Origin of the sequence: Paraburkholderia sp. RHO2, from assembly GCF_050955445.1 — a bacterium.
GTDB classification, from domain to species: Bacteria; Actinomycetota; Actinomycetes; order Mycobacteriales; family Mycobacteriaceae; genus Prescottella; species Prescottella agglutinans_A.
Window position 1 is genome coordinate 2,021,288 of the sequence record NZ_CP162617.1, and the last position, 14,560, is coordinate 2,035,847.

Annotated in this window: 18 protein-coding genes; 14 read left to right on the forward strand and 4 right to left on the reverse strand. The window is 69.4% G+C overall.

Annotated features, from left to right (window positions below; translation table 11 throughout):
- The first annotated feature begins 60 nt into the window (after nt 1-60).
- From clpS to rdgB, 7 genes are all read left to right on the forward strand, one after another.
- Entirely contained in the window at nt 61-402 is a 342-nt protein-coding gene (gene clpS / locus ABTV10_RS09345) for an ATP-dependent Clp protease adapter ClpS (protein ID WP_127916031.1), read from the forward strand.
- Between the two features lie 45 nt (nt 403-447).
- Nucleotides 448-1,023: an oxidative stress transcriptional regulator AosR gene (gene aosR, locus ABTV10_RS09350; protein ID WP_499034215.1), complete on the forward strand. Its 576-nt coding sequence runs from the start codon at nt 448-450 to the stop codon at nt 1,021-1,023.
- Entirely contained in the window at nt 1,020-2,105 is a 1,086-nt protein-coding gene (locus tag ABTV10_RS09355) for a P1 family peptidase (protein ID WP_499034216.1), read from the forward strand. Before aosR ends, ABTV10_RS09355 begins: the two co-directional genes overlap by 4 nt.
- Before the next feature lie 57 nt (nt 2,106-2,162).
- A complete protein-coding gene (locus tag ABTV10_RS09360) occupies nt 2,163-2,819 on the forward strand; it encodes a rhomboid family intramembrane serine protease (RefSeq protein ID WP_499034218.1) in 657 nt (218 codons plus the stop codon).
- 124 nt (nt 2,820-2,943) lie between these two features.
- Nucleotides 2,944-3,702 (forward strand): cyclic nucleotide-degrading phosphodiesterase, encoded by a 759-nt coding sequence (locus ABTV10_RS09365; protein ID WP_499034220.1) that lies wholly within the window; start codon nt 2,944-2,946, stop codon nt 3,700-3,702.
- Nucleotides 3,703-3,748: 46 nt separating this feature from the next.
- Nucleotides 3,749-4,528, forward strand: coding sequence for a ribonuclease PH (gene rph, locus ABTV10_RS09370; RefSeq protein WP_499035155.1), 780 nt, complete (start codon nt 3,749-3,751; stop codon nt 4,526-4,528).
- Nucleotides 4,525-5,136, forward strand: a complete 612-nt coding sequence (rdgB, locus tag ABTV10_RS09375) for an RdgB/HAM1 family non-canonical purine NTP pyrophosphatase (RefSeq protein WP_499034222.1) — start codon at nt 4,525-4,527, stop codon at nt 5,134-5,136. Before rph ends, rdgB begins: the two co-directional genes overlap by 4 nt.
- A gap of 74 nt (nt 5,137-5,210) precedes the next feature.
- Here the strand turns inward: rdgB and ABTV10_RS09380 are convergent, their stop codons facing one another.
- Complete coding sequence (locus ABTV10_RS09380; RefSeq protein ID WP_433611898.1) at nt 5,211-5,591, reverse strand: DUF3817 domain-containing protein; 381 nt, start codon at nt 5,589-5,591, stop codon at nt 5,211-5,213.
- Nucleotides 5,588-6,004, reverse strand: coding sequence for a hypothetical protein (locus tag ABTV10_RS09385; protein WP_499034225.1), 417 nt, complete (start codon nt 6,002-6,004; stop codon nt 5,588-5,590). The genes ABTV10_RS09380 and ABTV10_RS09385 overlap by 4 nt, the downstream gene beginning before the upstream one ends.
- Nucleotides 6,005-6,270: 266 nt before the next feature.
- On the opposite strand from ABTV10_RS09385, the gene rpsP reads away from it, so the two are divergent.
- From rpsP to ABTV10_RS09415, 6 genes are all read left to right on the forward strand, one after another.
- Nucleotides 6,271-6,726 carry a 30S ribosomal protein S16 gene (gene rpsP, locus ABTV10_RS09390; RefSeq protein WP_433611902.1) on the forward strand — a complete coding sequence of 152 codons (456 nt, stop codon included), beginning with the start codon at nt 6,271-6,273 and terminating at the stop codon, nt 6,724-6,726.
- Entirely contained in the window at nt 6,726-6,968 is a 243-nt protein-coding gene (locus ABTV10_RS09395) for an RNA-binding protein (protein WP_005513947.1), read from the forward strand. Before rpsP ends, ABTV10_RS09395 begins: the two co-directional genes overlap by 1 nt.
- Before the next feature lie 7 nt (nt 6,969-6,975).
- Nucleotides 6,976-7,542, forward strand: coding sequence for a ribosome maturation factor RimM (gene rimM, locus ABTV10_RS09400; protein WP_499034228.1), 567 nt, complete (start codon nt 6,976-6,978; stop codon nt 7,540-7,542).
- Nucleotides 7,543-7,552: 10 nt separating this feature from the next.
- Entirely contained in the window at nt 7,553-8,251 is a 699-nt protein-coding gene (trmD, locus tag ABTV10_RS09405; RefSeq protein ID WP_499034229.1) for a tRNA (guanosine(37)-N1)-methyltransferase TrmD, read from the forward strand.
- 66 nt (nt 8,252-8,317) lie between these two features.
- Entirely contained in the window at nt 8,318-9,691 is a 1,374-nt protein-coding gene (locus ABTV10_RS09410; RefSeq protein ID WP_499034232.1) for a flavin monoamine oxidase family protein, read from the forward strand.
- A gap of 40 nt (nt 9,692-9,731) precedes the next feature.
- Complete coding sequence (locus ABTV10_RS09415) at nt 9,732-10,373, forward strand: transglutaminase-like domain-containing protein (protein WP_499034234.1); 642 nt, start codon at nt 9,732-9,734, stop codon at nt 10,371-10,373.
- Nucleotides 10,374-10,400: 27 nt separating this feature from the next.
- Here ABTV10_RS09415 and ABTV10_RS09420 read toward each other — a convergent pair whose 3' ends face one another.
- Nucleotides 10,401-11,387, reverse strand: coding sequence for a serine hydrolase (locus tag ABTV10_RS09420; protein WP_499034236.1), 987 nt, complete (start codon nt 11,385-11,387; stop codon nt 10,401-10,403).
- A gap of 27 nt (nt 11,388-11,414) precedes the next feature.
- Here ABTV10_RS09420 and ABTV10_RS09425 point away from each other — a divergent pair, with 27 nt between their 5' ends.
- The gene (locus tag ABTV10_RS09425; protein WP_499034238.1) at nt 11,415-13,757 is read left to right on the forward strand and encodes a Tex family protein; all 2,343 of its coding nucleotides are present in this window, start codon (nt 11,415-11,417) and stop codon (nt 13,755-13,757) included.
- 57 nt (nt 13,758-13,814) lie between these two features.
- On the opposite strand, the gene ABTV10_RS09430 is transcribed toward ABTV10_RS09425, so the two are convergent.
- Nucleotides 13,815-14,486 carry a GAP family protein gene (locus tag ABTV10_RS09430; protein WP_499034239.1) on the reverse strand — a complete coding sequence of 224 codons (672 nt, stop codon included), beginning with the start codon at nt 14,484-14,486 and terminating at the stop codon, nt 13,815-13,817.
- Nucleotides 14,487-14,560: the final 74 nt, after the last annotated feature.

The window sequence follows — 14,560 nt, forward strand, 5'->3', positions numbered from 1 at the left end:
TTACGATTCGGTCGCCGGGCGCGGGTGTCGAGTTCGGAGCCCACGCCGTACCCTGGACCCATGGCGCAGTGCTCCACAGTGATTCCCCCGACCGCAGTTCCGGTCGGAAAGATGCCCGCCGCGGCGCCCCAGGAGGCGGAGATCGAGCAGACGACCGAGGCGCTGGACCGGCCTTGGGTCACTGTCGTCTGGGATGACCCCGTCAACCTCATGCACTACGTGACGTACATCTTTCAGAAGCTCTTCGGCTACAGCAAAGCCAAGGCCACGGACCTGATGATGCAGGTCCACAAGGAAGGCAAGGCGGTCGTCTCGAGCGGCTCACGCGACAAGGTCGAGAACGACGTGCGCAAGCTGCACGCCGCCGGCCTGTGGGCCACGATGCAACGTGACAGCAGCTAGGCGCCCAACACATCCATCTCGACCGTAAGGATCCCGGGTACAGACGTGCGGACTTGGACGAGGAAGAACTCGCTCGGCGGAATGAAACTGCGTTCGGAGATGGACGCACACGAGGCGGCAGTGCTGCGGTCGCTGGTGTCCTCGGTGACCGGGCTGCTCGAGGAGCGGGCCTCGTCGGCGCCCACCGACGAACTGGCGGCGCTCACCGGCATGCGCACCGGCAACAGTGACACCCCGTCGGACGCGGTCCTGGCCCGGCTGCTGCCGGACTTCCAACGTGCGGACCCCGACGCACCCGACAACGATCCCGAGCGGGGCAACGTCAACAGTGCGCTGCGCAGCCTGCACGAGCCGGACATCATCGACGACAAGATCGCGGCCGGCGCCGTCATGCTGCAGACCGTGCCCGCCGAGGGCGGCAAGGTCGCGCTCACCCCGGAGCAGGCCGACGCGTGGCTCGCCGGCCTGAACGACATCCGCCTGGCGCTCGGCACCAATCTCGGTATCGACGCCGACACACCTGACGAGTTGGAGGAAGGTGACCCCCGGGCCCCGCACCTCGACGTCTACCACTGGCTGACGTGGATGCAGGACTCGCTCGTCCAGGCGCTGATGTCGTGACCGCGCCTCGGCCGGTGGTCACCGGGCCGTCGGACTCCCTGACCGACGTCGAAGGCGTCCTCGTGGGGCACGACCACCGACTCGACGCCGACGCCGCCCTCGGCTCCGGCGCGGCCACCGGTTGCACCGTCGTGCTCGTCCCGTCCGGAGCGACCGCCGGCGTCGACGTGCGCGGCGGCGGCCCCGGCACCCGTGAGACCGACCTGCTCGACCCGAGCCATTCGGTGCAGCAGGTCAACGCTGTGCTGCTGTCCGGCGGCAGTGCGTACGGTCTGGCCGCGGCCGACGGTGTCATGCGCTGGCTCGAGGAGCACGATCACGGCATCCCGATGGGCGCACCAGGCCAGGTGGTCCCCATCGTGCCGGGCGCGGTGATCTTCGATCTGCCCGTCGGGGACTGGCACACCCGGCCCACCGCGGAGTTCGGCTACCGGGCGGCGGACCGGGCGGGTACCGCCGTCGACACCGGCAGTGTCGGAGCCGGCACCGGCGCCCGGGCCGGAGTCCTCAAGGGCGGCGTCGGCACGGCGAGCACGGTCATCCAGGGTGGACCGGCGGACGGCGTGACCGTCGCCGCGCTCATGGTCGCCAACCCGGTCGGTTCCGTGTGGGATCCGGAGACGGGCCTGCCGTGGGGCCTGACGCTCGCAGATGCCGAGCGGCGCGGGATCCGGCGGCCGTCGGCCGACGACATTGCCGCCGCAAACACGCTGGGGGAGAAGGCGACCGTCCTCAACACCACGATCGGGGTGGTCGCGACCGACGCGACGCTGTCGAAGGCGTCGTGCCGCCGGGTCGCGGTCGCGGGGCACGACGGCCTGGCCCGCGCGATCCGGCCTGCGCATTCCCCGCTCGACGGCGACACGATCTTCGCGCTCGCGACGGGGACCCACGAGACCCCGTCCCCGGACGGGGTGCCCGCAGCGTTCCCGGCCGAGCTGCCGATCTTGGACGCGGTCTGTTCCGCGGCGGCGCAGTGCGTGCAGCGGGCAATCGTCGACGCCGTCCTCTCGGCCACCGCTGTCGCGGGCATCCCCGGGTACCGGGACGTGTTCCCGTCGGCGTTCGGGGCCTCCGACTAGATCGAGCAGTCGTTCGACACCGACCGCTCGTCGGTGGTGGTCGGTACGCTCGACTCCGTGACAACCGGATCCGAACTGCAGGCGAACCCGGCGCGCGCCCCGCGCCCGATGTGGCAGCGCGCGGCGATCACCATCGGTGGTTTCGTCGCGGTGCTCTACGTGCTCGAGGCGATCGACACCGTCGCCGGAAATCGTCTGGACGCGTGGGGCGTCGAGCCGCGGACCCTCGACGGGTTGTGGGGCGTCCTGTTCGCGCCGATGCTGCACTTCGGGTGGGGTCATCTGTTGGCCAACACGGTCCCGCTGCTGGTCCTCGGATTCCTGGTGCTGCTTTCCGGGATCGGCCGAGGACTGGCCGCGACCGGCATCATCTGGGTGATCGGCGGGATCGGAACGTGGCTGACCGGGGGCGCCGGCTCGCACCTCGGCGCGTCCGTCCTCGTCTTCGGCTGGCTCACATACCTGCTGGTCCGCGGCATCTTCACCCGCAGCGTCGGACAGATCCTGCTCGGCGTCGTCGTGTTGTTCGTCTACGGCGGCATGCTGTGGGGCGTGCTGCCGGGGCAGTACGGGATCTCCTGGCAGGGGCATCTGTTCGGGGCGATCGGTGGTGTCGTGGCGGCGTGGGCGCTGTCGTCGGACACCCGCAGAAAGGGTGGTGTCCCGGCACCGGGAACGGGCGGCGTGTCCACCGTGCCGCGCCTGCCGGGCTGACTCGATCGTCACAGGCCCCGGACTGTGAAATGGCGCATCACAATCCGACGTCGGATGTGAGTTGACGCCGCCGAAAGTGACCGAAGCTTTTTGAGAGCCGGGTGATCGTGGCAGCATAGCTGGCATGCGCATTACGGTCCTGGGATGTTCGGGCAGCGTCTCCGGACCTGACTCGGCTGCGTCGGGCTACTTGTTGACCGCGCCGGGCACTCCGCCGGTGGTCATGGATTTCGGCCCGGGCGTCCTGGGAGCCCTGCAAAAGCACGCCGATCCGGGCGAGGCGACGATCCTGCTCTCCCACCTCCATGCCGACCACTGCCTCGACATGCCGGGTCTGCTGGTGTGGCGCCGGTACCACCCGAATCCGCCCGCCGGCCGCGCCCTCGTCTACGGCCCCACCGACAGCGCCTGCCGCATCGGTGTCGCGTCCGCGGAGTGCGGCGGTGAAGTCGACGACATCTCCGACACCATCGAACTGCGCAACTGGTCCGACGGGCACGTCGCCGAGATCGGCGAACTGACCGTGCAGGCCTGGCAGGTGAACCATCCGCCGGAGTCGTACGGCTTCCGCGTCACCAGCAAGGCGGGACGCGTCCTCGCGTACACGGGCGACACCGGCATGTGCGATGCCGTCGTCGACCTCGCCCGCGGTGCCGACGTGCTGCTGTCGGAGGCGTCGTGGACGCACAGCCCCGATCGGCCCGAAGGCATCCACCTCTCCGGCACCGAGGCCGGTCAGGTCGCCGCCCGCGCCGGCGTCGGGGAGCTGCTGCTCACCCACATCCCGCCGTGGACGTCCCGCGAGGACGTCATCGCCGAGGCGAAGGCGGAATTCTCCGGGCCGGTGCACGCGGTGTCGGCAGGGGACGTCTATACCGTCTGACGCCACCCCTTCGCGCTCACAGCCGACGGCTAGGCTTTCGGTCGTGATGACACGAGAAGACGGTAGGGCGGACGACGAGCTCCGCGAGGTTCGGATCACCCGCGGTTTCACGAGCCATCCCGCAGGTTCGGTGCTGGTCGAGTTCGGTAACACGCGGGTCATGTGCACCGCGAGCGTCGAGGAGGGCGTGCCGCGCTGGCGCAAGGGCTCCGGGCTGGGCTGGCTCACCGCCGAGTACGCGATGCTGCCCGCCGCGACCCATACCCGCAGCGGCCGCGAATCGGTCAAGGGCAAGGTCGGTGGCCGGACCCAGGAGATCAGCCGACTGGTCGGCCGCTCGCTGCGCGCGTGCATCGACCTGGCCGCGATCGGTGAGAACACGATCGCCATCGACTGCGACGTGCTCCAGGCGGACGGCGGAACCCGCACCGCCGCCATCACCGGCGCGTACGTCGCGCTGGTCGACGCCGTGACCTACCTGCGCGCCGCCGGTCGCCTGGCCGACCCGCAGCCCATCTCGTGCGCGATCGCCGCCGTCAGCGTCGGCGTCGTCGACGGCCGTGTCCGGCTGGACCTGCCGTACGAGGAGGATTCGCGCGCCGAGGTCGACATGAACGTCGTCGCGACGGACACCGGCACGCTCGTCGAGATCCAAGGCACCGGCGAGGGCGCGACGTTCCCGCGCTCGACGCTCGACAAGCTTCTCGACTCGGCGCTCGCCGGCTGCGAGAAGCTGTTCGAGGTGCAGAAGGCCGCGCTCGCCGAGCCGTACCCGGGCGTGCTGCCTGAGTCGTCCGAACCGAAGAAGAAGGCGTTCGGCAGTTGAGCGGCAGGATCCTGGTCGCCAGCCGCAACGCCAAGAAGCTCGGTGAGCTGCGCCGCGTCCTCGCCGCCGCCGGCATCGAGGGACTCGAGGTGATCGGTCTCGACGAGGTCCCCGAGTTCCCCGAGACGCCGGAGACCGGCGCGACGTTCGAGGAGAACGCGATCGTCAAGGCCGTCGACGGTGCCGCGGCCACCGGGCTGCCGTGCGTCGCCGACGACTCCGGGCTCGAGGTCGACGCGCTGAACGGCATGCCGGGGGTGTTGTCGGCGCGCTGGAGCGGCGGGCACGGCGACGACGGCGCCAACACGGCGCTGCTGCTCGCTCAGCTCTCCGACGTGCCCGACGAGCGCCGCGGTGGCGCGTTCGTGTCGGCGTGCGCGCTCGCGATCCCCGGGCGGGACACCGTGGTGGTGCGCGGGGAGTGGCGTGGGCGGATCGCCCGCGAACCGCGCGGCGAGAACGGGTTCGGCTACGACCCTGTCTTCGAGCCCGAGGGCGAGCAGCGGACGTCGGCCGAGCTGTCGCCGCAGGAGAAGGACGCCGCATCGCACCGCGGCCGCGCGCTGGCGCAGCTGGTGCCGGCACTCGCCGAATTGGCGAAGGCGTAACGCCTGCACACGCGCGAAGGGTCCGCTCGGTGACGAGACGGACCCTTCGGCGTACGTGGGGGACCGGCGGTCGCTCAGACCCCGAAGTCCTTCTTGACCTGCACGGTGCGCCAGTGCTCGACGAAGAACGACAGGAACGGGACGGTGCCGGCGAGCAGCGTGCCGATGGTGCGGCCCGCGGGCCAGCGCACCTTGACCGCGAGGTCGATCGTCATGATCAGGTACACGAAGTACACCCAGCCGTGGACGATCGCGATCCAGGTCGGCAGGTTGTCGACACCGAAGATGTACTTGGCCACCATCTCGGCGGTGAGCACGAGGAGCCAGATACCGGTCGCGTAGGCCAGCACGCGGTAGCGCAGGAGCGCGGACGCGATCTTCTGGTTGTCCCGGCCGGCCGGCGCCGTCGTGGGTCGGGTCTGCTGCGGTGTGGTCTCGTGGGGGCCGCCGCTCACTTGTCGCTCCTATCGGGCTCGCGAGCGGAGAGCTCTGCGAGGTAATCGTTGTACTCGAGCATCTGTCGCGCCTCGGGGTCGTCGAGATCCGCGGCGGTCGCCGATGGCGCCTTCGGGCGTTCCGGAAGCAGACCCTCGGGGATCTCTGTCGGCTGGTCGTCCGAGGCGCTGCCGTCCGAGCCGTCGGTGGTGTCCTCGTCGCGGCCGTCCTCGAGTTGGACGAACCGCCGGTAGGCGTAGACGACGAATGCCGCGAAGAGCGGCCACTGGAACGCATAGCCGAGGTTCTGGCCCGTGCCACCCACGGACTCGAATCGCGTCCACTGCCACCAGCCGAGCGCAAGGCACCCGACGGCGGCGACGACGACCAGCAGAATCAGTGCTGGTCGGCTCTTTCGACTGGTACGCGCCACACTTCGACGGTACCCGAGGTGGGAATGGTCGCCGTAGGGGCGCCGCGTGGTTCTGCTCACCTGAGCTGGGGCGCAGCAGCGTGCCGACCTGCGTTTCCGTTCCGTGCGGGTCGTCTGGCAGAATGAACCGCTGTTCGTCGCATCCGGTTACGCACCGCGCGACGGTCACAGGAGAGAGGCAAAACCGGACTCACCACCCTGGTGGGTCGCTGAATTGCACGTGACACGTGTGCACTGGTGTGCGCACTGAAGGAGATTCGCAGCGCATGGCTGTCAAGATCAAGCTCACCCGCCTCGGCAAGATCCGCAACCCGCAGTACCGGATCATCGTCGCGGACTCTCGCACCCGCCGCAACGGCCGTGCGATCGAGACCATCGGCAAGTACCACCCGAAGGAAGAGCCCTCGCTGATCGAGATCGATTCGGAGCGCGCTCAGTACTGGCTGGGTGTCGGCGCGCAGCCGACCGAGCCGGTCGAGAACCTGCTGAAGATCACCGGTGACTGGCAGAAGTTCAAGGGCCTGCCGGGCGCCGAGGGCACCCTCAAGGTCAAGGAGCCCAAGCCGTCCAAGCTGGAGCTGTTCCAGGCCGCGCTGGCGCAGGCCGAGAACGAGCCGGTGGCCGAGGCCATCACCCCCAAGAAGAAGAAGGCCGCGAAGGAAGAGGCCGCTGAGGCCGAGGCTCCCGCCGCGGACGCCGAGTCCACCGAGGCTGCCGAGTAATGAGCGCCGTTGTCGCCGATGCCGTCGAGCATCTCGTCCGTGGGATCGTCGCCAACCCCGACGACGTTCGCGTCGAGCTGATCACGGGGCGTCGGGGGCGCACCGTCGAGGTGCACGTGCACCCCGACGATCTCGGTAAGGTGATCGGTCGCGGTGGTCGTACCGCGACCGCCCTGCGGACCCTCGTCTCCGGTATCGGGGGCCGTGGGATCCGCGTCGACGTCGTCGACACCGATCTGTAGTTCCGCAGTGGAACTCGTCGTAGGCCGCGTCGTCAAGTCGCACGGCATCAGGGGAGAGTTGGTCGTCGAGGTTCGCACCGACGAACCCGAGGAGCGCTTCGCTGTCGGTGCCGAACTGCGTGGTCGCAAGCCGCGCGAGAACACGCTGCATACGTACGTGGTGGAAGCCGCCCGGGAGCATTCCGGGCGGCTTCTGCTGCGCCTGCGTGGCGTCAGCGACCGCAACACCGCCGACGACATTCGCGGCATGCTGTTCGTCATCGACTCCGCCGAACTGACCCCGTCCGACGACCCGGACGAGTTCTACGACCACGAGCTCGAGGGCCTGGCCGTGCGGATGGCCGCCGGACGCCCCGACGCCGGCGCCCCGGTGGGCACCGTGATCGAGGTATTGCATTCCGCTGCAGGGGAATTGCTGTCCGTTCGCCCTGAAGGGCAGACGTCGGGCGAACTGCTGGTGCCGTTCGTGACCGCCATCGTGCCGACGATCTCGATCGCCGACGGTGTCATCGAGATCGACCCGCCGGAGGGCCTGCTCGACCCCGACTTCGGCGACAGCCGTAACGAGGAGTGACCGAACCACCGTGCGTCTCGACGTAGTCACGATCTTCCCCGAGTACCTCGAGCCGCTCCGGGCTGCCCTGCTCGGCAAGGCGATCGACAAGGGACTCATCTCCGTTGGCGTCCACGATCTGCGACGCTGGACCCACGACGTCCACAAGGCCGTCGACGATTCCCCGTACGGCGGCGGGCCTGGCATGGTCATGAAGCCCACCGTGTGGGGCGATGCGCTCGACGAGGTCCTCACCGACGAGAACGGTGACCCGGACGCCGACGCCCTGCTGATCGTTCCCACCCCCGCCGGTGTGCCGTTCACGCAGGCCACCGCGCACCGCTGGGCCGAGGAGAAGCACCTGGTCTTCGCGTGCGGCCGGTACGAGGGCATCGACCAGCGGGTGTTCGAGGACGCGGGCCGCCGGGTGCGGGTCGAAGAGGTGTCGATCGGCGACTACGTGCTGATCGGCGGCGAGGCCGCGGTGCTCGTGATGGTCGAGGCCGTCGTTCGTCTGCTGCCGGGTGTGCTCGGCAATCAGCAGTCCCACCAGGAGGATTCGTTCTCCGACGGGCTCCTCGAGGGCCCCAGTTACACGCGTCCGGTCAGTTGGCGCGGTCTCGACGTGCCGCCGGTGCTGCTCTCCGGCGATCACGCCAAGGTCGCGGCCTGGCGGCGGGCGCAGTCGCTGCAGCGCACGGCCGAGCGTCGGCCCGATCTCCTTTCCTGATCGGTTGGCACCGACCTTTGACCTGACGAGGTCGCCCGGGTAGGCAGGAACTCGAGGTGATCTGTGATGGCCGATGTCGACTATTGCGTCGTGGGGGCCGGATTCGCGGGGTTGACCGCCGCCCTGCGACTCAAACAGGCGGGCCGCTCGGTCACCGTCCTCGAGGCTCGTGACCGGCTCGGCGGACGCACCTTCACCGAAACCCGCGACGACGGCGTGTGGATCGACCGCGGTGGGGCGTGGATCGGTCCCGGCCAGGACCGGATCCAGGCGCTGATGACCGAATTCGGGGTGCCGAGCTACAAGCAGTTCACCGACGGCGACGCCATGATGATGGTCGACGGCAAGAAGTATCGCTACCAGGGCGCGATCCCGATGACGATGAGCCCCTGGGCCGTCGCGAACCTGGGCACGGTGTTCCTCGAACTCGGCGAGCTGTGCAAGGCGATCCCGCTCGACGCGCCGTGGGAGGCGAAGCGGGCGGCCGAGTGGGATCGGATCAGCCTCGCGAAGTGGCTCGACGACAATGTGTTGTCCAGGCCCGCGCACGAACTACTCGAGATGGCGATCGCGGGTTGCTACACGTCGGCCGCGTCGGAGGTGTCGTTCCTGTTCGTGCTGTACCAGATGGCGTCGGGTGGCGGACCGGGCTTCGTGCTGGGCGTCAAGGACGCGGCGCAGGATGCGCGTCCGGTCGGCGGGATGGGCGCGATCTACCGGCCGATGGCCGCCGAACTGGGCCGATCCGTACACCTGTCGCAGCCGGTGCGCGCCATCGCGCAGGACGACGGGGGCGTCACCGTCTCGACCGACCAGTTGACGGTTCGTGCCCGGCGGGCGGTCGTCGCGGTGCCGATCGCGGTCGCCGGACAGATCCGGTACGAGCCGTTGCTGCCGGTCGATCGCACGTTCCTGCACCAGCGGATGCCGAGCGGCGCGATCCGCAAGATGTCGGTGCTCTACGACGAACCGTTCTGGCGCGCGGACGGGCTGTCCGGGCAGTCCGCGGCACCGGGATCGGCTGCGATGGTCACGATCGATGCCGGCACCGATGCGCCGGCCCCGGGAGTGTTGTGTGTGATCGTCGAGGGTCCGCGCGCCCGCCAGCTCGGTCGGTTGACGGCGCCGGAGCGCCGAACCGCGGTACTCGGCGCGCTCACCGAACGATTCGGCAGCTCGGCGGCGGCGCCGATCGATTTCGTCGAGCAGGACTGGAGTGCCGAGCGGTATTCCGGCGGCGGCATGCTCAGCCACGCGCCGACCGGGGTGCTCACCGAATTCGGGCCGGCGCTGCGCGCGCCGTGCGGGCGCATCCACTGGGCGGGCACCGAGAGTTCGGCCGTCATGTGCGGCTGGGTCGACGGAGCGGTGCGCTCGGGGGAGCGCGCCGCGCGGGAGGTCATCGCCACCGACGACCTGGTGGGCGCCGGACGCAGCTAGCGCGGGCGCAGGGGAGAGTGCCTCCCGTGTGGAAATCCGGATGCGCCAGGAAGCCGCCAGCTCTACAGTTCCGGCTGTGGCGAATCCCTGTCTGGCGCTGGAAGCAGCTGCCCCCAAGACCTATCTCGGAGACGACGGAATCATCCAGTCGCAGTCGCCGGCTGTCCGGTTGCTGGCGCGTCGGTTGCGCGAGCGAACGGGTGGTGATGCGTCGTTCGCGAAGGCCGCGTTCGAATGGGTACGCGACCGGGTCGATCACTCGTACGACGTCCAGGACCCTCGCGTGACAGTGACTGCGAACGACGTTCTCGCAGAGCGCGTGGGGCTCTGCTACGCAAAGTCGCACCTGCTGGCTGCACTATTGCGATCCGAAGGTGTTCCGACGGGCCTCTGCTACCAACGCCTCACGCACGACGACGGGCACGTACTGCACGGGCTGGTCGCGATCCATCTCGAAGGAGGTTGGCATCGCCAGGACCCACGCGGCAACAAGGCGGGTATCCAGGCGGAATTCTCGCTCGACGCGGAAAGGATTGCCTGGAAGGCTGATCCGTCGCTCGGTGAGATCGACTACCCGCAGGTGCTCGCCTCGCCGGCACGCTGCGTCGTCGACACGCTTCGCGGCACGAGCGATGTGCTCTCGCTGTACGACACAGGCCTGCCGACAGGCCTCGACGCGTGAGACCGCCGGTGAAGGAGGAGGCACGAGCTATTGGATTCGCCTCTGCGGGAACAGGGTTCGGACGACGGCGGTGATGGTCTCGCGTGCGTGTGCGGCACTGACGTCGTCGACCGCCGCGGTGAGCGAGGTGTCGGGGTAGTCGGCGTCGGCGTCGCCGTAGTCGAGGTCCTCCCGGGACACCAGCACCAGCACGAAGCGGTCGTCGTCGCCGACGATGCCGGTCGAGACGTGGATCCACTGGTCGTCGATGCAGCACATCCAGCCCTGTTTGACGGCGAGGTCGGGCTCGGACGTGAGGCCGTCGGGCAGCCCGAACCGCTGGTCGTAGCCGTCCGACGAGATGTCGTCGGAGTGGCGTAGGTGATCGAGGATCTCGTTGCGGCGGGCGTCGTCGAGTCCACCCCTGCCGTCGAGGAGTCCGACGTAGTAGTCGACGACGTCGGCCGGTGTGGTCTCGGTGTTCCACCAGTTGTCGTCGTACGGGGTGGTGGTCGCGGCGAGCCCGTACCGGTCGGCCACGTCCACGACGATCGCCGATCCGCCGTAGTCGTTCCACAGCCCGTTCGCTGCGTCGTCGTCGGAGCGTTCGAGCATCCGGCCGATGCGGTCGTGTTCGTCGGGCGTCAAAACGATTTCGGCCTGCGACTCGCGGTAGAGCACGTCGTCGGCGATGAACAACTTGGCGACCGAGGCGGTGGGGAACGGGACGGTGTCCGCGAGTGCGGCGTAGTCTCCCTCGCTGCGGTCGAGGAGCGCGAGCGAGATGTCGGCGCCGCGATCGAGTGCGGCGTTCGCGGCCGTGACCATCCGATCCTCGAGGGTGCCCGCGGGCCCCTCGGCGGCGGGAAAGATGTCGGCCGCAGGAAGCGCTGCGGACGGGTCGTTCGGTTCGTGAGTGAACACGCAGCCGCCGACCACCAGGGTGGTCGCGCAGGCCGCCGCGAGGCGCCACAGCACCCTCGGCATCGGGTCCTCCAGGGAATCGCAACGGACGGCCTCGTTGCCGACGCTCACGACAGGCTAGCGGTAGGGTCGTTCGCCGTGACGACTGCTCTCAAATCTGTGAACCAGCGTATCGCCGAAGAGCTCGAGGTGCGGGAGGGGCAGGTCGCGGCGGCCGTCGACCTGCTCGACGGCGGGGCCACGGTTCCGTTCATCGCCCGTTACCGCAAGGAGGTCACGGGTGCCCTCGACGACGCTCAGCTGCGTCAGCTCGAGGAACGACTGCGGTACCTGCGCGAGCTCGACGAGCGCCGCGTCGCGATCCTCGAATCGATTCGCTCGCAGGACAAGCTCGACGCCCAGCTCGAGCAGCAGATCATGCTGGCCGACACCAAGGCTCGGCTCGAGGACATCTACCTGCCGTACAAGCCGAAGCGGCGCACGAAGGCGCAGATCGCGCGGGAGGCCGGACACGAGCCCGTCGCGGACGCGCTGCTCGGCGATCCCACGCAGGACCCGTCGCAGTACACCGCCGAGCAGCTCGAGGGTGCGCGCGCGATCCTCGTCGAACGGTTCGCCGAGGACGCCGACCTGGTCGGTGAGCTGCGCGAGCTGATGTGGACCAGGGGGCAGCTCGAGTCGAAGGTGCGCGAGGGCAAAGAACTTGAAGGAGCCAAGTCGTCCAAATTTGCGGACTACTTCGAGTTCTCGGAGCCGTTCGAGAAGCTGCCGTCGCACCGCATCCTTGCGATGTTCCGCGGCGAGAAGGAAGAGATCCTCTCGCTGACCCTCGCGTCCGACCGTGAGCCGCTCGAGCCGGGCGAGACCAGCGTCTACGAGGCCCGGATCGCGTCCCGGTTCGGCATCGCCGACCGGGGGCGTGCGGCCGACCGCTGGCTGCTCGACACCGTTCGTTGGGCGTGGAAGACGAAGATGCTGATCACGCTGGGCATCGATACCCGCATGCGCCTGCGGCAGTCCGCCGAGAAGGACGCCGTCGACGTGTTCGCGGCCAACCTCAAGGACCTGCTGCTGGCGGCTCCAGCCGGCACCCGCGCCACGATGGGCCTGGACCCGGGCTTCCGCACCGGCACCAAGGTCGCGGTCGTCGACGCGACCGGCAAGGTCGTCGCGCACGACACGATCTACCCGCACCAGCCGCACAACAAGTGGGACCAGTCGCTCGCGACACTCGCCGCCCTCGCAGCCAAGCACGGCGTCGAGCTCGTCGCCATCGGCAACGGCACCGCGTCGCGCGAGACGGATGCGCTTGCCGCCGAACTGATCTCGAAGTTCCCCGAGGCGGGGTTGACGAAGGTCATGGTGTCCGAGGCGGGAGCGTCGGTGTACTCGGCGTCGGCGTACGCCTCGCAGGAGCTGCCCGACCTCGACGTCTCGATCCGCGGCGCGGTGTCGATCGCGCGACGCCTGCAGGATCCGCTCGCCGAGCTGGTGAAGATCGACCCGAAGTCGATCGGCGTCGGGCAGTACCAGCACGACGTGTCCGAGACGATGCTGGCGCGTTCGCTCGGCGCCGTCGTCGAGGACGCCGTCAACGCGGTCGGCGTCGACGTCAACACGGCGTCGGTGCCGCTGCTGTCGCGGGTGTCGGGCATCGCCGGCTCGCTCGCCGAGAGCATCGTCGCCTACCGCAACCAGAACGGCCCGTTCCGCAGCCGCAAGGGGCTCAAGGACGTGCCGCGGCTCGGGCCGAAGGCGTTCGAGCAGTGCGCCGGCTTCCTGCGGATCCCGAACGGCGACGACCCGCTCGACGCGTCGGCCGTGCACCCCGAGGCGTACCCGGTGGTGCGCCGGATCGTCGACGCGTCCGGTTCGGGCGTGCGCGAGCTGATCGGCAACACCGCGGTCCTGTCGAAGCTGAGGCCGGCCGAGTTCTCGGACGAGCGGTTCGGCCTGCCGACCGTCACCGACATCATCGCCGAGCTCGACAAGCCTGGTCGCGACCCGCGCCCCGAGTTCAAGACCGCGACCTTCGCGGCCGGCGTCGAGAAGGTGGCCCACCTGAAGCCGGGCATGGTGCTCGAGGGCGTCGTCACCAATGTCGCCGCGTTCGGCGCGTTCGTCGACGTGGGCGTCCACCAGGACGGACTGGTCCACGTGTCGGCGATGTCGCGCACGTTCGTCAGCGACCCACGCGAGGTCGTGAAGTCCGGCGACGTCGTCAAGGTCAAGGTGCTCGACGTCGACGTCGAACGCCAGCGGATCGGCCTGACGTTGCGCCTCGACGACGAGGTCGGTGCCACCGCCGGCCCGAAGGGCGGTCCGGGAGCCCGCGGTCCGCGCCAGGGCGGGCAGCGGGGCGGCGGACAGCGCCAGGGCGGTCAGGGTCGGGGCGGTCAGGGTCGGGACCGGCGGTCCGATTCGCGTCCGGCGAGCGGATCCATGGCCGATGCGCTCCGCAAGGCGGGCTTCGGTCAGTGACTCGTTGACTCGTTCGACGGGCGTCCCGGTCCCGGCCGGGACGCCCGTCGGCGTCTGTCAGTAGCCGCCGATGCCCTTGCCGAGCAGCGAAACGCCGATCACCAGCAGCAGCACCGCCATCACCGCGGCGTTGTTGGCGGTGAGCCAGGTCTTCAGCCCGTTCAGCCACGACGTCGCCCGCTCACGCATCGTCAAGTAGCCGATGACCGGGATGGCGACCGTGCTCGCGGCGAGGACGGTGAACACGATTCCCGTGACGACGATCGACCCGCCACTGACACCGAGCTGCGAGACCGCGACGGCCGCGCCGACGATCATCAGCAGATTCTTCGGGTTCACGGCGGAGAGGCCGAACCCGAGTGCGACGGCCTTGCCGGGCGTGACCTTGTCCATCGCCGACAGCCACGCCGGCATCGTCGGCTCCTCACCCGGGGCGGGCCGGCTGCGCCACTGCTTGACGGCCAGGCCGAGCAGCAGGAGGCCGAGCACGAGGCGGATGGTGGCGGTGACGGCGTTGCCGTCCGAGTCGGACGACAGATCGATTGCGTTGCCGACGACCACGAAGATCGCGTAGGCCACGGCGATCCCGAGCACCCAGCCGGCGAGGAACGCCGTCGCGGTGCTGCCGGCACGCGGCGTGAGCAACATGAGGATCGTCGCGATGATCGGAATGGGGCTGATGGCCACGCCGATCGCGAGGGGGAGTACGTCCCCGATTGCGGTACCCATGTGACGAATGGTGTCGGGGCGGCCGGTCGTGGTCCCCACCCGTTTCGGGTGAATCGCCGGGCGCCACCCCGGCT